At 61.3% G+C, this 23,427-nt stretch carries 16 protein-coding genes; 6 read left to right on the forward strand and 10 right to left on the reverse strand.

Features of this window, described 5'->3' with window-relative positions; genetic code table 11:
* Positions 1-16: 16 nt before the first annotated feature.
* The gene (locus ACFVTG_RS07120; RefSeq protein ID WP_390279183.1) at positions 17-2,005 is read left to right on the forward strand and encodes a DUF6541 family protein; all 1,989 of its coding nucleotides are present in this window, start codon (positions 17-19) and stop codon (positions 2,003-2,005) included.
* Positions 2,006-2,196: 191 nt separating this feature from the next.
* On the opposite strand, the gene ACFVTG_RS07125 is transcribed toward ACFVTG_RS07120, so the two are convergent.
* Genes ACFVTG_RS07125 through glf form a run of 4 tightly spaced genes read right to left on the reverse strand, consistent with a single transcriptional unit; the run spans position 2,197 to position 7,038 of the window.
* Positions 2,197-2,934 (reverse strand): ABC transporter ATP-binding protein, encoded by a 738-nt coding sequence (locus ACFVTG_RS07125; RefSeq protein WP_390279185.1) that lies wholly within the window; start codon positions 2,932-2,934, stop codon positions 2,197-2,199.
* Positions 2,935-2,936: 2 nt separating this feature from the next.
* Positions 2,937-3,830, reverse strand: coding sequence for an ABC transporter permease (locus ACFVTG_RS07130; RefSeq protein ID WP_390279187.1), 894 nt, complete (start codon positions 3,828-3,830; stop codon positions 2,937-2,939).
* Positions 3,827-5,854 (reverse strand): glycosyltransferase, encoded by a 2,028-nt coding sequence (locus ACFVTG_RS07135; RefSeq protein WP_390279189.1) that lies wholly within the window; start codon positions 5,852-5,854, stop codon positions 3,827-3,829. Before ACFVTG_RS07135 ends, ACFVTG_RS07130 begins: the two co-directional genes overlap by 4 nt.
* Positions 5,851-7,038 carry a UDP-galactopyranose mutase gene (gene glf / locus ACFVTG_RS07140; protein WP_390279191.1) on the reverse strand — a complete coding sequence of 396 codons (1,188 nt, stop codon included), beginning with the start codon at positions 7,036-7,038 and terminating at the stop codon, positions 5,851-5,853. The genes ACFVTG_RS07135 and glf overlap by 4 nt, the downstream gene beginning before the upstream one ends.
* A 211-nt stretch (positions 7,039-7,249) precedes the next feature.
* On the opposite strand from glf, the gene ACFVTG_RS07145 reads away from it, so the two are divergent.
* Entirely contained in the window at positions 7,250-11,356 is a 4,107-nt protein-coding gene (locus ACFVTG_RS07145; RefSeq protein ID WP_390279193.1) for an FtsK/SpoIIIE domain-containing protein, read from the forward strand.
* 6 nt (positions 11,357-11,362) lie between these two features.
* Here the strand turns inward: ACFVTG_RS07145 and ACFVTG_RS07150 are convergent, their stop codons facing one another.
* The gene (locus ACFVTG_RS07150; protein WP_390279195.1) at positions 11,363-11,860 is read right to left on the reverse strand and encodes a hypothetical protein; all 498 of its coding nucleotides are present in this window, start codon (positions 11,858-11,860) and stop codon (positions 11,363-11,365) included.
* 228 nt (positions 11,861-12,088) lie between these two features.
* On the opposite strand from ACFVTG_RS07150, the gene ACFVTG_RS07155 reads away from it, so the two are divergent.
* Positions 12,089-12,337, forward strand: coding sequence for a WhiB family transcriptional regulator (locus tag ACFVTG_RS07155; protein ID WP_003804966.1), 249 nt, complete (start codon positions 12,089-12,091; stop codon positions 12,335-12,337).
* A 130-nt stretch (positions 12,338-12,467) separates the two neighbouring features.
* Here the strand turns inward: ACFVTG_RS07155 and ACFVTG_RS07160 are convergent, their stop codons facing one another.
* Genes ACFVTG_RS07160 through ACFVTG_RS07175 form a run of 4 tightly spaced genes read right to left on the reverse strand, consistent with a single transcriptional unit; the run spans position 12,468 to position 20,833 of the window.
* Complete coding sequence (locus tag ACFVTG_RS07160) at positions 12,468-13,937, reverse strand: sensor histidine kinase (protein ID WP_284751309.1); 1,470 nt, start codon at positions 13,935-13,937, stop codon at positions 12,468-12,470.
* A gap of 30 nt (positions 13,938-13,967) precedes the next feature.
* Positions 13,968-18,821, reverse strand: a complete 4,854-nt coding sequence (locus ACFVTG_RS07165) for an NAD-glutamate dehydrogenase (protein WP_390279198.1) — start codon at positions 18,819-18,821, stop codon at positions 13,968-13,970.
* A 57-nt stretch (positions 18,822-18,878) separates the two neighbouring features.
* Positions 18,879-20,192, reverse strand: coding sequence for a CpaE family protein (locus ACFVTG_RS07170; RefSeq protein WP_390279200.1), 1,314 nt, complete (start codon positions 20,190-20,192; stop codon positions 18,879-18,881).
* The gene (locus ACFVTG_RS07175) at positions 20,189-20,833 is read right to left on the reverse strand and encodes an SAF domain-containing protein (protein WP_390279202.1); all 645 of its coding nucleotides are present in this window, start codon (positions 20,831-20,833) and stop codon (positions 20,189-20,191) included. Before ACFVTG_RS07175 ends, ACFVTG_RS07170 begins: the two co-directional genes overlap by 4 nt.
* Positions 20,834-20,984: 151 nt before the next feature.
* Between ACFVTG_RS07175 and ACFVTG_RS07180 the strand changes: the two genes are divergently transcribed.
* A complete protein-coding gene (locus tag ACFVTG_RS07180) occupies positions 20,985-21,200 on the forward strand; it encodes a helix-turn-helix domain-containing protein (RefSeq protein ID WP_059387549.1) in 216 nt (71 codons plus the stop codon).
* A gap of 44 nt (positions 21,201-21,244) precedes the next feature.
* On the opposite strand, the gene ACFVTG_RS07185 is transcribed toward ACFVTG_RS07180, so the two are convergent.
* Entirely contained in the window at positions 21,245-21,817 is a 573-nt protein-coding gene (locus tag ACFVTG_RS07185; protein ID WP_390279204.1) for a hypothetical protein, read from the reverse strand.
* Between the two features lie 144 nt (positions 21,818-21,961).
* Between ACFVTG_RS07185 and ACFVTG_RS07190 the strand changes: the two genes are divergently transcribed.
* Together ACFVTG_RS07190 and ACFVTG_RS07195 are read left to right on the forward strand one after the other, a co-directional pair.
* Positions 21,962-22,747 carry a LysM peptidoglycan-binding domain-containing protein gene (locus ACFVTG_RS07190; RefSeq protein WP_284751314.1) on the forward strand — a complete coding sequence of 262 codons (786 nt, stop codon included), beginning with the start codon at positions 21,962-21,964 and terminating at the stop codon, positions 22,745-22,747.
* Between the two features lie 89 nt (positions 22,748-22,836).
* Complete coding sequence (locus tag ACFVTG_RS07195) at positions 22,837-23,349, forward strand: Rv3235 family protein (protein ID WP_390279206.1); 513 nt, start codon at positions 22,837-22,839, stop codon at positions 23,347-23,349.
* Positions 23,350-23,427: the final 78 nt, after the last annotated feature.

Genomic DNA, 23,427 nt, shown 5'->3' on the forward strand with positions numbered 1-23,427 from the left:
TTCGACTGGAGATTTAATGAGTTGGTATTCGATCCTGCCCTACATTCTTGCCTGCCTTGGGCTTCTGTTCATTCCTGGCGGCTTGATCGCCTTTGCCTTGGGTCTCAGGAACCTTACTTTCGCTGCAGTCACTCCTATCTTCACCGTGGCAGTTGTCGCCGGTACGGCCGTGGCCGTTCAGGTCGCAGGCATCGGGTGGTCCCCACAGGTCGTGGCGGCGGTTTCCGTCTTGCTCGCCGCCTGCGCGTTCGGCATCGCCTTCTTGACTAATCGCGCTCGTGGGAAGGCGGCAACCTGGCGAGTTGAGTTGCCAGGGGCACGGCGCTATGCCTTTCCGGCTATCGGCTTCCTCGGTGGCGCCGTATCCATAGGGATCCAGCTTCGAGATGCCTTTGGAAGACCGGACAATTTTTCTCAGACTTTTGACAACATCTTTCATCTGAACGCCGTACGCTACATCCTTGATACTGGTAATGCCTCTTCGCTGACCATGTCAAGCATGACAAGTGGAGATGCCCCCCCGTTCTTCTATCCGGCAGCTTGGCATGACCTTGCATCATTGCTTATCGAGATTACCGGTGCTCCGGTCAACGTGGGCGTCAACGTCCTCAACATCTGCGTGGCTGCGGTTGTCTGGCCGCTCGGATGCATGCTCCTTACACGCACTCTGGCTGGGCCAAACCCCTACGCCATCGGAGCGGCGGGCATTTTGTCAGCAGGTTTTGGGGCGTTTCCCCTGTTGCTGCTCGACTTCGGCGTTCTCTACCCCAATTTCCTCTCGGTGAGTATGCTCCCCGCCGCTTTGGCATGCGTCGCTGTATTCTTTGGAATCGGCGATAGCAGCAGGTTTCGCGGGCTGACCCGCTACTCGCTCGCACCTCTGGCGGCCGCTGGTGTCGCGATCGCACATCCGAACGGGCTGATGTCGCTCATTGCTCTTTCCGGACCGTTGATCTTGTCCAGCTACGTATGGTTCTGCATTAAAAGGCGCCGAGCCGGCCTCCCGGCAAGGATGAGCATTCTCCTTGGGACCGGTCTCCTTGGCCTCCTGGCGGTGGTCGCAGTCATGTGGAAGTTCATCAGGCCCCCAGCTGAGGCGGCTTCTTGGCCGACCGTGCAGACTGTTGGCCAAGCTGTAGGCGAAGTTGTCACGAATTCAGGGATGAAGCACCCGGCGGCCTGGGTGATCAGCGCGTTGATGATCGCAGGGCTCGTCTTCCTACTCCGCAAACCCACGAAGGTCTGGTTCATTGGGTCCTTCTTCATAGCCGCTGTGTTGTTTGTCGTCGTATCGGCTGAAAACAATAAGGTGCTTCGCAACGCCTTGACGGGCGTTTGGTACAACGACAGCTATCGTTTGGCGGCCCTAATGCCGGTGGTTGCCGTACCTCTAGCTGCGTTGGGGGCAGTCTGGTTGTGCCGCAAATTGCAAATGTTGTGGACTTCCATCCAAGCAACGTCTTCGCTCAAGCGAGTGGCATGGACCCAGGCTCGATGGTCCGGAGGCGTAGTGCTTCCGCTCGCCCTCATGAGCGTATTGTCAGTGGTCCAGTCGATACCACTGCAAAGCTCGATCGCGGTGACGCTAAGCCACTACACGGCGGGGCCAGATGCACCCCTTGTGAGCGCCGACGAACTAAAAGTAATCAACGAAATCGATGCGCTCGTTCCCAAAGATGCAACCATAGCCGTAAACCCTTGGAACGGCGGTGCATTGGCATTCGCGTTGGCAGACCGAAAAACAACGTCCAAACACACTCTGACGACTTACACTAGCGACGAGTTGTTACTTAACGATTCACTTCGCGACGTCGAAAAGAATCCCGCTGTGTGCCCTGCAGCCCGCTCCACTGGAGTCCAGTACGTCCTTGACTTCGGAACCCAAGAGGTCCACGGCGGCAACCACGGATTCCAGGGACTGTTAATCCCTGATTCTGCCCCAGGATTCGAACTCTTGGCCAAGGACGGCGCGGCTAAACTCTTCAAGCTGACCGCCTGCAACTGACGCCAGATTGTTGGTTGCGCTCAGGCATATATCCTGCGCACCGCCGATTCGACCGGTCAATGGCCAAGGCCGGGGACGCCCGCTGCGCCGCTAGGGCCTCCTCAAAGCGGACGAAGCAGGCCAACGTCCTGTTCCGACCCGGCGCCGCGGATTTGTTCTTCCAACTCGTCTCCAGCCGCTACAAACTTGCCCTAGTGCGAGCTTTCGGCGCGTAATTGGGCCACGGCATCATTAATGGCTCCGTCAAAAACGATATTTCCGTGTTTGAGCACCACGCCTCGATCACAAATGCGGGACACGAGTTCGAGGTCGTGGCTGACCACGACGAGGGTCTTCCCTGCCGCGGAAAGCTCCTTGATCCTGGCGAGGCACTTGCGCTGAAACGGCTCGTCTCCAACTGCCAGTATCTCGTCCACGAGGAAAACCTCGGGATCTGTGTGAACGGCGACTGAAAACGCCAGGCGAAGGTACATACCCGATGAATAGAACCTGACCTCCGTGTCGATGAACTCGCCGATCTCGGAAAATTCCACGATGGAGTCGAATTGTTCGTCGATTTGAGCTTCAGTCATCCCCAAGATCGCACCGTTCAGGTAGACGTTCTCCCGGCCGGACAGGTCATGATGGAACCCCGCGCCTACCTCGATAAGGCCGGCAACTCTGCCTCGCGTGCGCACGGATCCACTATCGGGCAACATGACGCCTGAAATGTGCTTGAGCAGCGTGGACTTGCCGGATCCATTCAAACCCAACAACGCCACAGTCTCACCTTGTTGGACTTCAAGATCGACATTGTGAAGAGCATGGAACTTCTTCGAGATGTCGCCCCTTCGTCCGCTGACAAGCCAGACAATTGCCTCCTTGAGGGAGCGCGTATGCCTCAGCACGAACTGCTTATTCAGTTTCTGAACTTCAATTGCAACAGACATCGTCACAGCTCCTGCGCGAATCGGCCCTCAAGCCGGCGGAATACCCACTGGCCGAGAACGAGAACTGCGAGGGAAACAATGATTCCCACGGGGACCCAAAGGGGCAGCAGATTCGGCGGCATAGGGGCGGTTTCATCGGTGGTTGGAAGCCAGAAGGCATAATGAAACGCCTCGACGCCGATCGTAATGGGATTGACCTGGTAAACGGCGTACCAGCTCGCGCCGAGTTTGCTCTGCACCATGGTCCACGAGTACATGATGGGAGAAGTCCAGGTCGCAACCATCAGCAGCATGTCCACGATGTTCTCGGAGTCCCTGAAATAGACATTCGCAGAGCCAAAGAGGAGTCCTAGACCGGTGGCCAACATAGCTACGATCACAAACCCCGCAATGGCTGCAGCGAGCTGCACGAAGCTAGGGTGCCACCCGGCGAAGACACAGGCGACAACCAGGACAATCAACTGGGGTATGAAATGTACGGCCGAAACCCAGACGGAGGCAACGGGGAAAAGCTCACGCGGCAGGTAGATCTTTTTAATGAGGCCACCGTTGCCGACGATGGAACGGGCCGCGTTGCTGAGCGCCTCGGTGAAAAAGTTGATCAGAACGATCCCGGAGAACAAGTACACGGCGTAGTTGGCCAGACCGTCCGGGTTTCGAGCGCTCTTCTCAAGTCCGAGAAAGACCCCCAAGGCAATGTAAAAGACGAGGAACTGAACGCCCGGCTTTACGTAGGACCAAAGCAGCCCGAGAACCGAGCCCTTGTAGCGGATCTGCAGCTCCTTGCGTACAAGGAGTTTGAGCAGAAATCGCTGTCTGAACACGTCCGCGAGACCGCCCCCCACGCCCGGACGGACGAGCGGGGCGGTCTCGTTGAAGTCACTCGCAGTTGTCACCCTTTGGCCTTTTCGTGCGGGGTCGTAGTGGTCACCGCGTCGAAAGTCTCGCGCCACGCCTGCTGCGACGTGAACTCGGGCAAGCTCCGGGAATACTCCTCGGAAAGCTTTTCCCAGTCCCGGAGGAGTTGCTGGTGGAGTTTGATGCTGCGTGCCATCATGTTGCGGAAATGCTCAGGGTGCCGCTTGTACCAGGACGCGCCGGTTCCGTCAGCAGACGAGACGATTGCCGAGTCCAGCTGGGACAGCCGCCACCAGCGAGCATCCATTGCCGGAACGAGAGCCTCGGGGTGCTCCAGGGCTCCGGGCCTTACGCTTTGCACCTGACGGACCCCTGCCGACGCCGCCGTCGCAAGGGCAGCGAGAAGAGACTTCGGAGAGGAAGGCTTCTTTCCACGCTTCGGCGGTTTCACGCGCTTAACTTGCGGGAAGGTTGCCACTTCTTTTGTGATGCGGGCATCGTCGAAGTCTGCACGTCGCGAACGAATTTCGGGGAGTTTGGTCCGAATCGTCTGGTGCAGGTGAGAGGGCCCCTTGAGCAAGTCCTCAAGGGCATCCAAGCGAAGCTCGACCGCTGAGTACTGCATCGACAACAAATGCTTGACATCCACCATGAAACTCTGGCGCGGCAGGAATCCGCCCTTCTTGTAGGGCGAGTAGACCAGGGCAGCAAGCCAGCGGTTTCGCTGGTGGAAGTAAGCCTGCCAGTCGATAGTGTCGTCTTTTTCAGTCCAGGGCATGTGCCAGACTGCAGCCCCAGGGAGGGTTACCGTGGGGAAGCCGTGTCGGCGGGCCCGGATGCCGTATTCGGCGTCGTCCCACTTGATGAATACCGGTAGGGAGAGTCCGATCTCGCGTAGAACGCTCGTCGGAATCAGGCACATCCACCAGCCGTTGAAGTCCACGTCGATCCGACGATGCATCCACGGGGTCGTGCGAAGGTTGCTCGCGGAAAAGTCATGAGCTTCCTTGGTGCTGTCGACCGCGGCCCACTGGAACTTGTACTCGTTCACTTCCTCACCGAAGCTGTGCATGACAGAGCGTTCGTACAGGTTGAACATGTGACCGCCCACGATCGTCGGTTTCCTGGTGAAGTCAGCGAAGTTGATGGCGCGCAAGACGCCCTCGGTTTCGATGATGACGTCGTCGTCCAACAGCAGCACGTACTTGCTGCGGCCGTCTTCAACCGTCTCGTGCATGCCGCGCGCAAAACCACCCGAACCACCGAGGTTACCCTGCTCAATGAGTCCGAACTTGTCCCCGAGTCGAGCGGCTGCCCCTTCGAAGCCTTCCTGGTCCCGTACCTTCTGCGTACCTTGGTCCGTGATCAGGAGCCGGTCCATCACGTCGAGAAGCTCGGGGGAATCGGCAAATGTCGATAGGTGCTTGACGCAGAAATCGGGGCGGTTGAAAGTGGTTACCGCTACCGTGGCGGTGCCGGCCTCGAATCCTTCAGGCTTCTTTACGGACCATTCGGCGCCGAGGAGTTTGACCTGCTCAGATGAAGCCACGAGGTCAAACCAGTACCAGCCGCCGTCGCCGAAGTTGGCCAACGGCAGGACGACATCTACCGGCCGCCCTGCGTCTACGCTGATGCTTTCAACCCTGTTGGAAGTACCCCTCGCACTGGACCGAAGAATGACAACGGTTGCCGGCGCGTCGACCGCGACCGTGAGGCGCACACTGGTGATATCCGTGTGCGCCCGCCAGTAGCTCGCGGGGAACGCATTGAAGTACGTGCCGAAGGAAAGCCGCCGATACGCCGGCAAGTGCAGCTGGCGCCGGTTCTCGATGAAATCTGAGCGGATCTTTGCCCCGCTCGACGTAACGGCAGTGACACCCGAACCGGATTTGGATGTCTGCGATTCTTCAGATACAACTCGCTGGGCTGCGTTAAAGTCCAGGTAGAGCGGAAGGGTGTCGGTGTCGCCGTCCGTCGGAAAGACAACACGATGGACGGTTTGCCAATCTTCGCCCAGTCCGGGCGTAGCGCCCTGGTTCATGGGCTCTGTTGAAACGCTCATGCGTCCACTCCTCCGCTTTCAATTTCTGCGCCGCTTTCGAAGTGCGGACGGATCTTGTTGTCAAACATGGACAGGGCAGAACCGATGGCCATGTGCATATCGAGGTACTTGTAGGTGCCGAGGCGTCCGCCGAACAGCACGTCCTTTTCAGCGGCTGCGAGATCGCGGTACTTCAGCAGCTTTTCGCGGTCATCCGGGGTGTTGATCGGGTAGTACGGCTCATCGCCGCTTTCAGCGAACCGGGAAAATTCGCGCATGATGACGGTTTTCTCCGTCTGGTAGCCACGCTCCGGGTGGAAATGGCGCGGCTCGATGATCCTGGTGAACGGGACGTCGTCGTCGTTGTAGTTGACAACGGACGTTCCCTGGAAGTCGCCCATGTCCAGGACTTCTTCCTCGAAATCGATGGTGCGCCAGGACAGATCTCCAGCGACAAAGTCGAAGTAGCGGTCCACGGGTCCTGTGTAGACGACCGGAATTTTGCCGACAACTTTGTTCTTTGAATACTCATGCGACTCGTCAAAGAAGTCCGTGTTCAGGCGAACTTCGATGTTCGGGTGCTCGGCCATCTTCTCGATCCACGCCGTGTATCCGTTGGTCGGCAGGCCTTCGTACTTGTCGTTGAAGTACCGGTTGTCGTAGTTGTACCTGACAGGAAGACGCGAAATGATGCCCGCCGGGAGATCCTTGGGGTCCGTCTGCCACTGCTTGCCGGTGTAGTGCTTGATGAATGCTTCATACAGTGGGCGGCCGATCAGCTGGATGCCCTTGTCATTGAGATTCTGCGGATCTGTTCCCGCGAGTTCACCAGCTTGCTCCTTGATCAGGTCTTGCGCCTGGCTAGGAGTCAGGTTGGCGCGGAAGAACTGGTTGATTGTTGCCAGGTTGATGGGGAGGGAATAGACCTCGCCTTTGTGCACGCCGTAAACCTTGTGCACGTAGTTTGTAAAGGTCGTAAACCGGTTGACATACTCCCATACCCGCTCATTTGAGGTGTGGAAGAGGTGTGCACCATAGCGGTGCACCTCGATTCCGGTCTGCTCCTCCGTTTCGCTGTAGGCGTTGCCACCGATGTGGTGCCGGCGGTCAATGACAACAACCTTCAAGCCCAGCTCAGTGGCGGCCTGTTCTGCGATTGTCAGGCCAAAAAAGCCCGACCCGACGATGACGAGGTCAGCGGTCACAAATACTCCTGGTTCGAATGCGGGCAGCCTAATGATCTGCATTGGCTGCAGGTCAAGCCTACCTGAGATGCCGCATCCAATTGCCGCCGCGGCCGTTCGCTGCCCCGCGAGCACGGCGTTTTCCACATAGGCCAACTGCCCAAGAACACCCGGCCCACATCCCAAATATCGTGGATGAACAGCAGTCGCGCGAGCCGAAGGAGCGGACACAGTGACACTCCATTGCACCCTCGTCCGGGCCCCAGGGGCCTTACGGCAAGGTGAACCCGTCGAGCTCGCCATAGCCGTGGGCAACGGCACCCCCGGCGCCGTCGTCGAGGCCGCCGTGGCGGCCGAGTTCGGAACTGCGAGACTGACGGTCGATGGGCTACCGCTCGGCGGTCTCGCCGTTGGCTCGGCGCCGCTCATGTCCGGAGCTGTGTTGGTCGACGGGGCCGATCCGGAGGCACGGGATACCCCTAACAGCAAACGCGGTCCCGCGGCTCTGTCCTTGCTCGTGCACGCCGGACCTGCCGCGGGCCTGGTGATTCCACTGGAACGTGGCAGTTACAGGATCGGCAGGAGCGACGCGGACATTTGCCTCCCGGATCCTGATGTTTCCCGGGTTCACGCCGTGCTGACGATCTCCGAGACAGCAGTCACCATAAGGGACAACAACAGCGCTAACGGAACAATGGTCGATGGACGCAAAGTCCGCTCCGCTTCTCTCTCAACCGCTTCCACGATCCGTTGTGGCGGCTCCGTCATGTCAGTGGTCTTCGGCAACGAAGAATTCGGAGCGGATTCCCTGGGGGCAGCTGGCCTGGGCGTCGCCGAGCCGATTGTGGTTCTTCGGCGCCACGATGCCGGCAACCGCACGCAACTTCTCCTCACGGCCGGACTTCCGTTCCTGCTGGGAGTTGGAATGGCACTCGCCACTGGCATGTGGATGTTCCTTGGATTCACCGCAATTTCTGCCATCGCGGTCCTTGCCCCGGCAATATCGGGAAGACGTGAGCGCCGCCTTCTGGCTGCCGCGATCGCGGCGGCCGTCGAACAAGACCGAGCCCGACGACGGCGATGCTCACCGTCCGCTGCGGAGCTCGCCTATGCCGTCAGCTCAACTGCTTCCTCCTCAGGAGAACTCGGGCGAATGCAGTTTACGCCGCCAAAAACCAGTACAACGGAAGGAACGGTGGTCCGCCGCGATATCTGGCTCCGGCTCGGAACCAGTGTGCAGAACGCCTTGGTTGCACTCGATCCCGCGGATCCAAGCTTCGAGCCACCTCAGTTGGGCCCGGTGCCGGTGGCCCTGGATCCCTCTATCCAAGCAGTTTCACTCACGGGACCTGACGCCATCGTGGAAGGAATGTTCAGCTTTCTGCTCATGCAGCTGGCGGCCTTTCCCAGCGCGACCAACGTTCCTGTCCTCATACACGGACCGATTGCCTTCTTGCCGTCCAGCGCCCGCTTCCTCCCCCGCGTTACCTTGACCACGGACGCCTCTTCAGCAGCAGCTGTTCTTTCGGCGCCCGCGGAAAGATCAGGAGCACTGTTTCTGGTGGGGCCCGAACAGGATCCCGCCGTCGGCCCACTCCGGCTAGCGGCGATCGAGTCTGGCTGGAGAATCTTCCAACGCTCGGCGAGCGGCGATGAAAGCGATTACGTAGTCGATCTGTGGAACAGGCGCGCAGTCCTCCGCTCGTGTCTTTCAGAAACGGAATTCGATCCTGACCTTGTCCCGCGCTCGGTCTTTGACCTCTACTGTCGCTCCTTGGCAAGAGCGCCCGGCCTTACGGCAGAAAGGGCGCCGCTTGTCCCGTCTACCTGCCAGCTGGCTGACCTGCTTCCCTATGAGCCCTCTGACATCGCAACCCGCTGGCACGCTTCTTCAGTACGCAGAGGGCTTTCAGCGGTCATCGGACAAGGAGCCGACGGTCCCCGGTCCCTGGACCTGGTTTCGGATGGCCCGCATCTCCTCGTTGCTGGAACAACGGGATCGGGCAAGTCCGAACTTCTGCGCACAATAGTGTCGGCGATCTCGCTGACCCACAGCCCGGACCGGGTCAACTTCCTGTTTGTTGATTTCAAGGGAGGTTCGGGACTCGGGCCATTGGTCGACCTCCCGCAATGCGTCGGAATGCTCACGGACCTCAGTGAACACGAGCTCGAACGTACCCTCACGTCCCTCCGTGCCGAGGTTCGGATGCGGGAGGGGATCCTCGCGAAGGCCGGTGTCCCTGATTTGCCCGCATACTGGGCCAACATCGGGGGAACCGGGAGTAGGGCAGCAACGGGACGAAGAAACCAATTTCCAGTGCTGCCCCGTCTGGTCCTTGTGATCGACGAATTCAGGATGCTCATTGAAGACGCCCCGGATGCCTTGGCCGAATTGATGCGGATCGCCACCCTGGGCCGGTCTCTGGGCATCCACCTGATCATGGCAACCCAACGTCCACAGGGTGCACTGAGTGCGGACATCCGGGCGAACGTCACCACCAGCATTGCTCTTCGCGTCCAATCGGAAATGGAATCCCGGGACGTCATCAACTCGGCCGCAGCGGCATCGATTCCCGTGTCCCTGCCTGGCCGCGCCTACATGGTCCGCGGAGTGGAAGATGCCGAGCCCTTTCAGTCAGCGACTCTCTCCGGTAGCGAAAAGGCCCCGTCAGTCACGAAGACCATTGCCCGGCCGGCGGCAGGGTCGCTCCGCTTCAGCGGTTGGTTCGAAAGCGCCGAGGCAGAGACTCAGGCTGTGGAGGCAACGCCCGCGGAAGCCGCCCGCCCCATCATCAAAGCAATCAACCGGGTTTGGGACGTCCACGGGGGTAGACCGCTCCGGACACCCGTTGCACATCCCCTTCCTGAGTCCATCCCGTTTCCCGAATCCCTTGGCAGGACGGCAACGACAAGCAAGCACACGGCAAGCAGAACGAGGGCAGGCCCGACGGCCTACCTTGGCTTGGCCGACTTCCCCACGCAGCAACGAGTGGCCGGCCTGTGCTGGAGTCCGCTCGTCCACGGGCATCTTGGACTCGTTGGCCCTCCTGGAAGCGGAATTGAAGATGCCTGTCGGGCAACAGCGGCGCAACTTGTTGGAGGTGCGGAGGACCTCCATCTCTACGTCCTTGACGGAGACGGCTTATTCGCTGATGTGGGAGCCCAGGGACGCGTCGGTGCGGTTGCCACCGTCAACGACATCAGAAGGGGCGTCCGCATCCTGGAGAGGCTTGCGGCCGAAATGTCGGCGCGGCAATCCCTAGGGACCGTCGTCGGGCAAGTCCCTCTTTTCCTCGTCATATCAAGCTGGGGTTCGTGGGTCTCTGAGTTGCGCGCAGGGCCCCTGGCCTGGGCCGAAGACCTTGTCCATGCAATCGTCCGCGATGGACCGAAGTCAGGACTGGCCGTTCTTGTCACGGGCGACCGCGAACTGACGGCGTCGCGCATGTTCGGGTCAATCCCCAACCGCGCATACTTTCCCGCCGGAACCACAGAAGAAGGGCGGTTGGCGTGGCCCCGTTTCGCGGCAATGAAGCCCCTGAGGGGTCGGGCCGTCGTGGGCGGCAACTTCATAGAAGTCGACACTGCAGTCGCCCAGCTAGTGGCACCCCCGCCAAATGCGGCCTGGCCGTACTGTGTGCCCTGTCAGCCTGGTCGGCACCCATTCCGGGTGGATCCCTTGCCGCAACTCATCCGCGCTTCGGATCTCGCGGCGGACAACCGAACAGAAGCCGTCGCCCATTCCCCCGCTCGTGGGCCGGGATCGGTGCTCATCGGCGTGGGAGGGGACGAAAACGAACCTGTTTGGATCACACTGCCGCGATCAGCCGTCCTCCTCGCCCTCGGTACCCCGGGTTCAGGCAAGTCGTCCTTGCTCACCTCATTGGCTCAGCTCAATCCAGGCCGTGAATGGCGGACGCTACCCCAAGGTGCCGATCCTGATGCCTTTTGGGCCGAATTCCACGGGGACGCCAGCCGCAAGCTCGTGGGTCCGGAAGTCGTCCCCCTCGTGGACGACGCCGAACGCCTCAGCATCGAAACCGGTACTCTCCTGGCCGAACTTCCCGGTATGGGTTTCTCGGTCGTCGCAACTGCGGGTCACAGCCCGGCCCTTCTGCACCGGACGCCCCTTGCCTCCCTGGCCAGAAACCACGGAAGCGGAATTCTTCTGGGCAATGGCTCGCCTACAGCCGGGGACTTCTTCGGCGTGCGCCTCGACATTGAACACGCGGCACCGCCGGGTCGTGCTGTTCTCATCGAGAACGGACAAACACGTGCCCTCCAGGTCGCCGCTCCGGACTCGGAAGTAGCACCGGACTCGGAAGCCGCACCAAAGTGAAAACGGTCAGAGGGCGGCGCGGGATCCGCCCGCTCGGGACGCGAAGGCAATGACCCGCTTGTCGAACAAGAAGACAATCCCGGCCAAAGCCGGCACCACCATGGCAAGACCGGCGAGAACCAGCCCTCCAGTCAAAGTGGGAAAGCCGATCGTCAGGGCGAACAGTTGGGCAACCAACGCTGGCGCCCGGGTCCAGCGGTAGCCACGGAACAGGAAATGTCCCACGGCAAACAGCAACGCAGAAAAGGCCAGCAGGAGGCCCAGGGTGAACACGGCTCCCCAGAATGAGGCCACCGGAGCACCAGTCACCAACTCGTATATATACAGCACCCCGGCGGTCAATAGTGCGAGGGCTTCCAGCACAACCACGATCGAAATAACAACGATTCCTACGGGACGCGTTCCTCCGCCGGATGTCCGGCCAAAGTTGTCGCGGCCGGTCCCTCGGCTGTCGTCGCCGGGCGCTGCTGGGTCATGGTTAGGGTTCAGAGGGGGTCTTGACACACTGGCACACTACCGGACATAGTCGAATACCTGTGAGTAGCCCGGCGGCCAGTGTGATGCATCGCTCACGGTTTCAAAGGCTTGAACCCCTTGTTTACATGGCGTTAACATGACACGCTTGACTCAGACGACCAAGGGGGCCCAATGGGTCCCCTTTCCTATGAAGCCTCTCGTGAATATTTTCACAAAAGGCTTAACTAGTACTCACGAATGGAGTGACTGATCAGCATGGATTGGCGTAACCGCGCAGCCTGCCTTGACAAGGACCCGGAGCTTTTCTTCCCAGTAGGCAACACCGGCCCTGCGCTTCTCCAGATCGAGGAAGCGAAGAGTGTCTGCCGCCGCTGTCCCGTCGTGGACACATGCCTTCAGTGGGCGCTTGAATCGGGCCAGGACGCTGGCGTCTGGGGCGGTATGAGCGAGGACGAGCGACGCGCGCTCAAGCGCCGCGCCGCCCGCGCCCGCCGCGCTTCCTAAGCGTCTGGGACCCACAAAGCACAGCGCCTGAGGCAAAGAGAACATACGAAGATGGCCCGGACCGAAAGGTCCGGGCCATCTTCGTATGTCTGTCGCGTCTACCGACAGAGCGCGTCGCGAGCGGCCGGCATCAGCTTCGCACCAGGTTCAGGACGATCTCGACGGCGGTGCCACCGCCGTCGCGCGGCATCCACTGGATGCTGCCACCCAACTCGCTCGTGACAAGCGTCCGCACAATCTGAAGGCCGAGGCCCTCCGTGTAGGACCCCTCGGGCAGACCGACCCCATCATCGGCAATCGTCACCGTCAGGAGTTCATCGCCGCGCTCCCCCGTGGAACGATCGGCCATCAGCCATACTGTTCCGGCCCGTCCTTCAAGACCGTGCTCCACGGCATTTGTCACGAGCTCATTGATAACCAACGCAAGAGGCGTGGCGAAGTCGCTCGGCAATTCCCCGAACAGGCCTGCGCGCTCGGTCCGGACGTGCTGCGAAGGGGACGCTACTTCCGCCGAAAGCCGGAACTGACGTCCGATGAGTTCGTCGAAATCAACGCTCTGAGTGAGCCCCTGCGAAAGCGTCTCGTGCACCAGCGCAATCGTCGCCACTCGCCGCATTGCCTGCTCCAGGCCCTGCTTCGCCTCATCGCTGACCATCCGCCGCGACTGCATGCGCAGCAAAGCAGCCACTGTCTGCAGGTTGTTCTTGACACGGTGGTGGATTTCACGAATCGTCGCGTCCTTCGTCACCAGCTCGAGCTCGCGGCGTCGCAGCTCGGAGACGTCGCGGCACAAAACCAAGGCACCGAAGCGATGCTTTTCATCGCGCAACGGAATCGCGCGCAGTGACAAGCTGACTCCGCGGGACTCGATTTCGCTTCTCCACGGCATCCGACCGGTCACGACCAGCGGCAACGTCTCGTCCACCATCCGCCGGTCCTTGAGGAGTCCTGCGGTTACTTCCGCGAGGGACCGCCCTTCCAAGGTTTCCACCTCGCCGAGGCGGCGGAACGCGGAGACGCCGTTCGGACTCGCATACTGCACGATGCCGTCGGCGTCGAGCCTGATGAGGCCGTCACCCACGCGGGGAGCGCCGCGGCGGGAACCCGTCGGCGAAGCGAAGTCCGGCCACAGTCCCAGCGTTCCCATCCGGAGCAGATCGTAGGCGCATTGCCTGTACGTGAGCTCCAGGCGTGAAGGCATCCGTGAACTGGAAAGGTCCATATGGGATGTGACGACCGCAAGGGTCCGTCCGTTCCTGACCATGGGCACCGCTTCTACCCGCAAGGCCATCTCGCTGCTCCAGCTTGTTTCGCTGGAGCGTTCGATGGAGCGGCTGGACCACGCCTTGTCGACTATCGGTCGCAGATCCGAGCGGATGCCTTCCCCGACGAAGTCCGCATGAAACACGGTGTGGCTCGTCGACGGCCTGACGTGGGCAAGCGCGATGTAACCGAATTCAGGGTGCGGAAACCATAGGGCCAAGTCCGCGAACGCCAGGTCGGCGACCATCTGCCAGTCGCCGACCAGGAGGTGCAGCCATTCGGCATCTCCAGGCCCGAAATCAGCGTGCTCCCTGATGGGGTCTGTAAAGATTGCCACTGCACCTCCATATAACGCCGGGGCTTGTCCCTAGCGTCGAACGATTGACCTCAAGAGCCTCAATGCTACCGACAGAGAGGCCATGTCGTCGGCCTCCAACGCGTTGACCTCGTCAAACATGCTCTTCGCGCGTCCCAACTGCTCGGCGTTGAGATCCTCCCAAGCCCTCAAACGAGCCTCGGCGTCCAGTCCGGCGTCGGTCGATTCGAGCACCGACGTCGTCATGTCCGCCACGGTCGAGTAGAGGTCGTCGCGCAGGGCTGCACGGGCAAGAGCTTGCCACCTGTCATCGCGCGGCAGTGCTGTGATTCGCTCCAGCAATGAATCGACGTGGAAGCGGTCGAACACCGTGTAGTAGACGTGGCTGACTTCTTCCACACGGGCTTCGCGGCTTTGCGCGATCTTGGCAATGTCCAGGAGCACGAAGCTCTCGAAAAGCTCGGCCCAGCGATGGGCAAGCTCATCCGGCAGGCCCCACGCACGCGCCTTTTCAAGCCAAGCGGTGACGCGCTCTTTGTCGCTGCCGCGTAGGTAGTCGAGTACCCTGGCCCGCATTGGGTCCATCATCGGCTTGAATTCGGCGACGATCTCCGAGATCGGCTTCGACGCGTTACCTTGGCTGAGCAACCAGCGAACGGCGCGGTCCAGGAGCCTTCGGATGTCGAGGTGGACGGTGCTCCAGTGTTCCGTGGGGAACGAAGCAGGCAAGGCATTGAGCTCCCGCACCATCGAGTCGAGTTCGTAGATCTCTCGAAGGGCCACGAACGCCTTCGCGACGGCGACCTCGGTAGCCGAAGTCTCCTCCATGGTGCGGAAGGCGAAGGTGATGCCGCCCAGGTTGATCATGTCGTTGGCCACCACGGTCGCGACGATTTCACGACGCAAGGGATGGGTGTCCAGTTCGGCGTCGAAACGTTCGCGGAGCTGCTTCGGGAAGTAGGAGCGAATCGTCTTACGGAACCAGGGATCATCCGCCAGATCGCTTTCGCGCAAGGCCGAGCCCAATTCGATCTTGGCATATGCGGCGAGGACAGACAGTTCCGGGGACGTCAGGCCCTGGCCCTGTTCCAGCCGCTCACGAAGAGTGTCGGTGGTCGGTAGCGCTTCAAGGTCCCGCTTGAGGTCGGCGGACTTCTCCAACCAGTCCATGAGGCGCTCGTAGCTTGGGCTCCATTCGGCGACGCGTGTGCGGTCGTTGAGCAACAGGATGTTTTGATCGATGTTGTCTTCGAGCACAAGGCGCCCGACCTCGTCGGTCATGTCGGCGAGGAACGATGTGCGCTCGGAAACGTCCAGCTTCCCGGCGGCAACCATCCGGTCCACGAAGATCTTGATGTTGACCTCATGGTCGGAACAATCCACGCCGGCAGAGTTGTCGATCGCATCGGTATTGAGGATGACGCCTTGCAATGCGGCCTCGATGCGTCCGCGCTGCGTCATTCCGAGGTTGCCGCCTTCGCCGACAACCTTGACCCGAAGCTCGCGCCCGTTGACGCGGATGACGTCGTTTGCCTTGTCCCCCACCTCGGCGTGGGACTCGGTGCTGGCCTTGACGTACGTTCCGATCCCGCCGTTGTACAGGAGATCGGCCGGAGCCAGGAGTATTGCACGCAGAAGTTCCGGAGGACTCAGCTGGACCGTTCCGTCCGGCAGGCCGAGGGACCTGCCGACCTCCGGCGAGATCGGGATGACCTTGGCCTGGCGGGGGAAGACCCCGCCACCTGCGCTGATGAGCGAGCGGTCGTAGTCATCCCAGGAAGAACGGGGCAGCTCGAAGAGACGCCGCCGTTCGGCGAAGGACGAAGCCGCATCCGGCGTCGGGTCGAGGAAAATGTGGCGGTGGTCGAAGGCGGCCAGCAGGCGGATGTGCTTGGAGAGCAGCATCCCGTTGCCGAACACGTCGCCGGACATGTCGCCGACGCCAACCACGGTGAATTCCTCAGTCTGGGTGTCAAGGTCCAGCTCGCTGAAGTGTCGCTTGACCGACTCCCATGCACCTCGGGCCGTAATGGCCATGGCCTTGTGGTCGTATCCGATGGAACCACCGGAAGCGAATGCGTCCCCCAGCCAGAAGCCATACTCGGCGGCCAGGCCGTTGGCAGTGTCCGAGAAGGTTGCCGTGCCCTTGTCCGCGGCCACCACCAGGTACGAATCGTCGTCATCCTGACGGACGACGTCCGACGGCGGCACGATCTTCTCGCCGTCCGCTGTGGTCACAAGGTTGTCAGTGAGGTCGAGGAGGCCGCGGATGAAGGTCTTGTAGCTTTCGATGCCTTCCGCCATCCACGCGGCGCGGTCAAGTGCCGGATCCGGAAGTTGCTTCGCGAAGAATCCGCCCTTGGCGCCGGTCGGCACAATCACGGCGTTCTTGACCGTCTGTGCTTTGACCAGCCCGAGGATCTCGGTCCGGAAGTCTTCACGGCGGTCGGACCAGCGCAAGCCGCCACGGGCTACCTTGCCGAAGCGCAAGTGAACGCCTTCAACGCGGGGCGAGTAAACCCAGATCTCGTACTTGGGCCTCGGGAACGGCAGGCCGTCGATCGCGGTGGGATCGAGCTTGAAGCTGACGTACGACTTGCCCTGGAAGTAGTTCGTGCGCAGCGTCGACTCAATGAGGTTGACGAACGTCCGCAGGACCCGGTCGGCGTCGAGCGTAGCCACCTGGTCAATTGCTTCGGCCAATGTGGCGCGGGCGCTCTCTTGGCGGGCCGGACGCGCGGCGTCAGGCGAAGTAGGATCAAAGCGGGCCCCGAACAGGTCAATCAGGCCGCGTGCAACCTCCGGGTTCGCAAGAAGGGTATCCGCAATGAACTCGAAGGAGTTGGTGTTCCCCATCTGGCGCATGTACTTCGCATAGGCGCGAAGCATGACAACCTGCCGCCAGTGGATACCTTCCCGGAGTACGAGCCGGTCGAAACTGTCGGATTCCACCGCACCCGTCACTGCGGCACTGAAGGAGTCCGCCAAGAGCTGGCCCGTGGCCACGGGATCGACACCGGCGGGGTACTTCAGGCCAAGGTCGTAGAGGAAGAAGTCGCGGTGGTCGGCAGTCTCAATCTCGAATGGTCGCTCGTCGAGAACCTCGAGGCCAAGATTGTGGAAGTACGGCAGGATCTGGCTCAGGCTCTTGGGTTCCAAGAGGTAGAGCTTGACGCGCGCATCCTCTTCGAGGAGTTCGCCGGCGCCGCTGGGCAAATAGACATGCACTCCGGGGACCGCCTGGACAGCGACGGCGTCGCGGTCGGTTGTGGCGGCATACTTCTCGAAACGCTCAATGTCCTTGAGTGCGTCTTCGACTTCGTAGTCGACCCGGTAGCCGGCGGGGAACGCATCAGCCCACAGGGCGGACAGCCGCTCGGCATCCAAACCGCTGGTGTTCTCGCGGAGCACCTCGGCAATTCCTTCAGCCCAGGACCGAGAAGCCCGGACAAGCCGCTTTTCGAGTTCACCGGCGTCGACGTCGCGAAGCTCAGCCTCCCGCGGCAGCCGGATACGGAAGAACACCCTCGAGAGTGCGGACTCCGTGATCCGGGCCTCGTAGTCGATGCTCTCGGCTTCGAAAGTCTCGCGGAGCTCCTGCTCAATCCGCTGCCGGACGTTGGTGGTGTAGCGGTCACGGGGCAGGTAGACCAGTGCCGACATGAACCGTCCGTAGATATCCGGGCGCAGGAAGAGCTTGGTGCGGCGCCGCTCCTGCAGACGCTGGATACCCAAAGCCGTTGCGGCCAGATCCTCGGTCTCGATCTGGAAGAGTTCATCACGCGGGTAGGTCTCGAGAATACCGACGAGGTCCTTGCCGGAATGGGAGTCCTGCGGGAAACCGGCTGAGCGGAGCACGGCGTCGACCTTTTCCCGAACGATGGGGATGTTCCTTACGGAACCGGTGTACGCGCTCGTGGCGAAGAGGCCGATGAAGCGGCGCTCACCGTTGACGTTGCCTGCAACATCGAAGCTCTTGACACCGATGTAGTCCAGGTATGCGGGACGGTGCACGGTGGACCGCGAGTTGGCTTTGGTGATGACCAAGGCACGCTTCTCGCGCGCCTTCCTGCGTCCGGCGTCGGTGAGGTGCTGGATTTGGTGCGGGTGGTCCCCTGCCCTCAGGAGTCCCAAGCCGCTCTCTTCGCGCAACTCAAGGACGTCTTCACCGTTCTCGGTGATGAGGTCGTATTCCCTGTAGCCGAGGAACGTGAAGTTGCCGTTGTCCAACCAACGCAGAAGGTCCTGCGCTTGCCTGAGCTCCGCGATGTCTTCCGGGTGGGCCACCTTGTCCAGGGATGATGCCAGCTCAAGCGCCTTCGTGCGCATCTTGGGCCAGTCTTCGACGGCGGCGCGGACGTCGTTCAGGACGCGGTGGATTCCGTCCACGAGTTCCTTCTGGAAGTCGTCGGCCACCCTGTCAACCTCGACGGCGATCCACGACTCCATGTGGGAGACGTTGTCGCCTTGGGCGATCAGATGGGCGATATTCGGCATTGCCGCGGTGTCACCGCTTGAGATGCCAATGTTCGACGGCACCCGGGCAATGTCGGACAGGTCGCCCGTGAGGTGGTCACGCGAAACCACGAAGAGTGGGTGCATGACAAGCCGGATAGCGCAGTTCTGGCGGACGAGTTCGGCGTTCACCGAGTCCACCAGGAACGGCATGTCATCTGTGACGATGTACAGAATGCTGCGATCACCCTCGTTGGCAATCTTGACCTTGGCGGTGCCCGGCTTTCGGCTCTGTCCCGCTTCCCGGTGGGCCGCTGCCCTGGAGGTCAATTGCTCGGCAGCGTATCCGCGGGCGTCCTCCTCTGCGAGATGCTCGTAGTAGTCTCCGAAGAACCCTTCCCGGACTACTGCAGGTTTAGAACGATCCTCCACGCTGGATCCTGACGACATCGACAAACGCCTCCATCACATCTCGATTGCTGCGTCCTTGCAGCCCACATGGCGAGCCTAACGCTTTAGGCGTTGCCTTGCTCTGGAATATGCGACAGAGGATTTGCCATTTTGCTGGACAGGTGCACAGACCATTTTTGCGATTGCTAGCCGCAAGGCAGATTCGGGGGCAGATTCGAAGAGCACGGCACCGGACAACAACGCCGCGTCGCAGGCTTCCGGATCGGATGGAAGGAATACCTCGATGCCATGGCCGGGGCCGTACCGTTCCCATGCTTCGCGGAGCTCACGCTCGGGCGACCGGCCCGCGGATGCTGCCCGAACTTTGTTCAGGACCACCCGTGGAGCCGCGTGCGGGACTGCCCGTTCAAGTTCCGCGAGCCCACGCACGAGTCGCGGAACCCCGACGGCGTCGGCCGCGCCCACGGCGTAAACGGTGTCCGCCAGTTCGATACTGCGTAGTGTTGCGGCATTGCGTCGAGGGGCCATGGTGTCGAAGCTGAGTTCCTCGTCGGCTTCAAGGCAGAAACCTGCGTCGACCACGACGACGTCCGCGATCTCCTTGGCGAGTTCAAGTACGGAGGAGAGCGCGCCAGCCCGGAGCTCCGTCCACCGGTCCGCGCGCGTAATGCCGGTAAGAACCCGGAAACTAGTAGCTTTGGCGAAGACAGGCGCGGCGATCCGCTTGAGCGATTCGGCGTCCAACAATCCTTGATCCGCCAGTCGACAAGACTGTGCCAGTCCGGCGGATTCGTCCAGTAAGCCCAGCGATGCCGCGACACTGGCCCCGTAACTGTCTGCATCGAGAAGGATCACTGACTTGCCTTCAGCCGCCAGCTCTGCAGCAATGTTGACAGCCACAAGAGTCCTGCCCGGCGCCCCGGTGGGCCCCCAGACCGCGATGATCCGGCCAGCACCTGCCGGTGCCCGTTCCGGTTCTTCCGCCGCTTCGGTGGGACGGAGTTCTGCGGCGGTGTCGGCAAACTCGGAATCCCGAGGCTCCGCGCGTCGCCTTCCTTGTCCGGGCAGCTGGCCTACGGCATCGGAGATCCTGGAAGCCAGAGTTGCCGAATCAACATCCAGCGACGCTGTCACGACGCCGATGCTCCGCAGGCGGCTCTCCTCCCCTGCGTCGTCGCTCAGGGCAACGATGGACACTCCGACAGCCGCCAGCCGGTCGACCAACGATGCCGTCAGTTCCTCAGCGCCTTCGGCTATGACCGCGGCACGCGCGAGACCGCTTTGGCAAACAGCCAGAAGTTCCGCGAGTTCGCCGCACCGGCGCACTACCGTGACCGGCCCATGGAGCCGCTCTAGTCCCCCGACCAAGTCCTCCCGGGACTGCCCGACTGTGACAACGGGGATGCTCATGTGCCGGCACCGCCCGGATTCCAAACCACAGCTATCTTCGCTTTGTTCGCCTGCGCTCCAAGAAGTTTCGGCATGTGCTCATCGGTCACTAGGACCAGAACCACTTTCTCCTTGGACGCCCCGAGCGTGGAGGCGCCTTCCGTGATCTGGGCGATCTCCGCACCGGGCAACAGCAACTGTGGCGTGCCGAAACCGTTGCGCGCATCGGGGAGGGCTACCCAAACGTCAACGCGGGATCCTGCCACCGCTTGGGAAGGCAGTGACTCCTGGATCGCGATCGCCACAGGTTTGCGGTTCAGGGAGTCCGCGGCCCCCAGACTCTCCTGCGGAACGAGTTGGTTCTTGGCAATTCTTTGAACGGCAACTTTTCCTTCGGGCAGGCCATCCGCGAGAGTCACGTAACTGGACTCAACGTCGTCGAGCCGGACTTTGACTATCGCAAGATCGTCCTTGCTGACTCTCTGGCCCACGGCAATCGACTCGCGCGCCGCATACACCTGGATGGTACGGTCCGCGCTTCCAACGAGGGCGATGACTCCAGCCAGTGATGCCAAGACCAGGAGAACCCCCACCAAAAGTCGCGGATCCCTCCATGACGGTTTCCTGAGCCGCGCTGCAGCGGCCGCGGTAGTTACACCCATCCTGCTTCCCCCATTGCATAGTTAGTCGGCGACGACCTCCAGTGGCCCCTATTCTGACCGCATGTTGGTCCCTTTCGAAAGCCAAAAGCCTCAAATTACGTCAACTGTGGATAACCCCGGCAAGTGGGTCGAACAGTGGCAAAATGGATGCATGCCCCGATTCCTCACCCTGGCTGATGTCGCCGAACAGCTTCAGATCAACTCTCCGCAGGCATACGCCTTGGTGCGCAGCGGAGAACTCAAGGCCATCCAAGTGGGTGGCAGGGGCCAGTGGCGCGTCGAAGAGAAGATGCTGGAGCAGTACATCGAGGAACGCTACGCCGAGGCCAGCAGGATAATCCAAGAGGCCAAATCCAAGTCCTCCTGATCTCCGTCCAGGGCCCCAGGACGGCGGCGGGGAGGCTGGCCGGGCTAGAAGTCCTGGCCCCGCAATGAACGCAGCGCGGCAAGCGACTGGAATGGAACTGTCGCCACAGACACGACGTTGCCGGACCGGCGGACTTCGCCCGGCAGCATGACGGCGAGATCAAAGTGGTCCTTGCCCACGCGATCAATGACGCCCCGCATCGTCTGCTCATCACGCGCCAACTCAAGCAGATGAACCACCAGTTCCGCCCTGTCGCGGGCCAGCATTCGCAATGCGCTGGCCAAGCCAAGCCGCTGTGACGCCTTAGATCGGCCTGCCCGAACCTGCCGGCCCAGGCCCTGATACGCCAATGCGGCCGTTACAGGCACCAACCACTGGTGGCGACCATCGTCAAGGACCAACGATTCGCTTCCGACATGACTAAGCGTCCCGGACACCTGCGTCCCGGACCGGAGCTTCACATCAATCTTCTGGCCGATTGCTCCACGCAGCCTGTCTGAGACCTCGATTCCGGCCATCTCCACCCGTGCCCGCTCTGAAATTTCGGATTCAAGTCCCAGCAATCGTTCAGAGGTCAGTTGTGCCTCCATGTCTTCAAACAGAGCATCCCAACGCATTGCGTCAGCGTAAGCGGGCACCCCTCGATGGTCAATCTTTCTTCATCGACAACCAACTCCTAGACAAATCCATCATTTTGAGACCAAAATAAGTCAAACATCATCAAACTGCATCAAACAGCATCAACTGGGTAGGGGGAACCCATGGAACAGGCCAGCAGACCCGTTCGGCACGACGTCGCAATGGCGATGACCATCCTGGCGCTCGCTCTTTTGCTCGCCGCCACCGGATTGATCTTGATTGACCGATGGCACTCCGCGGCACGCCGACTCCAGGCACCCACGTTCGAAGACCTCCTGGGACTTGTCGCAACTGCCGCCGGTCTGGGGATCGGGGTCTGGTGGATCGGCACGTTCCTTCTGGCAATAGCCGCCGCGCTCCTCCAGCAAGCCGGCAAGGACCGCTGCGCGAGCGCCACCGCCAAACTCAGCCCAGCCTTCATGCGCAGGCTTGCTGTTGCAATTCTGGGCCTGAATCTCGCGGGAATTCCCCTGGCGAATGCGTCATCGGCACAGCTTGAACGAGCGTGGGGCCCGGCAAACGGCTCAACACCGTCCAGCGGAATCTCGGCCCAATGGACACCCGGCTCCAATCCTTCTCCGAATCGCCCAGTCGTGCCCTCGCTTGAGTCCGGCTCATCGGAGATCGACCCCTATTGGCAACCGCGCGCGCCTGCTGCCGAGCCAAGGCTTCTGGGAACCAGGCCACAGCGGGCCGCGGAACAGTCTGCCTCGCCAAATCAAGGCGAAGTGGTGGTGAGGCGGGGAGATTCACTGTGGTCAATTGCCGCCCGGCAGCTGGGCCCGATGGCCAGTGACGTCGACATTGCCCTTCGCTGGCCGAAGTGGTATGCCGCAAACCGACATGTCATCGGAGACGACCCGGGTCTCCTTGTCCCAGGTCAGATCCTGCAACCACCGCCCAGGTAGCCCAGCAGCCGGACCCCACGAGCCCCGAACCACCACCATCCGCCATCCGCCATCCGCCATCCGCCATCGACTCGTAGCCGAGGAAGTCCATGAGTGCATCACCAGCCATCCGCACTGTGCCCAATGCAGTCCGGACGCCTCCTCCACCCATTGCCTCGCGTTCAATCGTGGTTTCGCCGCGGGCCAAAGCCCGGGCGGGAGGTCCGTCCGACAAGGGGCCTTCCTCTGCCAGCAAAGCGGCTCGGCTCCTTAGCCTCGACGGTGAAATCCGCGCGCTGGCCCGCAGTATCGCGCAAGCCGCGATGGAGGTCCTTGCCGGGACCCGGCCGGTGCAACAACTCTCACGCACGTTGGATCCCGGATGCCTCAGCGCACTGCAACACCGGGCCGCACTGACGCGAGCCCACGCTGCCAGCACCCAGGGCGGGCAGTCCAGACTTCACCGAAGTCCGATGGTCCGCTCCGTGCATGTCTGCGCGGTGAAGGACGGAGTGTACGAGGCCAGCTTGGTTGTCTCGGAAGAACTCCGATCCCGCGCCGTAGCCATGAGGCTTGAAGGGAGCAATGGCACGTGGAGGGTCACCGCCCTGGAAATCGGCTGACGGCGGGTTCATCTGAAATGGCAGCACAACGGAGAAGGACCAGAACGGGGTGTTCTGGTCCTTCTCCGTTTTCACGGC

The sequence above is a fragment of the Arthrobacter sp. NPDC058127 genome (assembly GCF_042884555.1).
In the GTDB taxonomy this organism is placed as follows: domain Bacteria; phylum Actinomycetota; class Actinomycetes; order Actinomycetales; family Micrococcaceae; genus Arthrobacter.

Coding starts and splice junctions, on each gene's coding strand:
- ACFVTG_RS07120 (WP_390279183.1), top strand. CDS start 17: ATGAGTTGGTATTCGATCCTGCCCTACATTCTTGCCTGCCTTGGGCTT.
- ACFVTG_RS07180 (WP_059387549.1), top strand. CDS start 20,985: ATGCCCCGATTCCTCACCCTGGCTGATGTCGCCGAACAGCTTCAGATC.
- ACFVTG_RS07190 (WP_284751314.1), top strand. CDS start 21,962: ATGGAACAGGCCAGCAGACCCGTTCGGCACGACGTCGCAATGGCGATG.
- ACFVTG_RS07125 (WP_390279185.1), bottom strand. CDS start 2,934: ATGTCTGTTGCAATTGAAGTTCAGAAACTGAATAAGCAGTTCGTGCTG.
- ACFVTG_RS07155 (WP_003804966.1), top strand. CDS start 12,089: ATGGATTGGCGTAACCGCGCAGCCTGCCTTGACAAGGACCCGGAGCTT.
- ACFVTG_RS07185 (WP_390279204.1), bottom strand. CDS start 21,817: ATGCGTTGGGATGCTCTGTTTGAAGACATGGAGGCACAACTGACCTCT.
- ACFVTG_RS07170 (WP_390279200.1), bottom strand. CDS start 20,192: ATGAGCATCCCCGTTGTCACAGTCGGGCAGTCCCGGGAGGACTTGGTC.
- ACFVTG_RS07135 (WP_390279189.1), bottom strand. CDS start 5,854: ATGAGCGTTTCAACAGAGCCCATGAACCAGGGCGCTACGCCCGGACTG.
- ACFVTG_RS07195 (WP_390279206.1), top strand. CDS start 22,837: ATGAGTGCATCACCAGCCATCCGCACTGTGCCCAATGCAGTCCGGACG.
- ACFVTG_RS07165 (WP_390279198.1), bottom strand. CDS start 18,821: ATGTCGTCAGGATCCAGCGTGGAGGATCGTTCTAAACCTGCAGTAGTC.
- ACFVTG_RS07175 (WP_390279202.1), bottom strand. CDS start 20,833: ATGGGTGTAACTACCGCGGCCGCTGCAGCGCGGCTCAGGAAACCGTCA.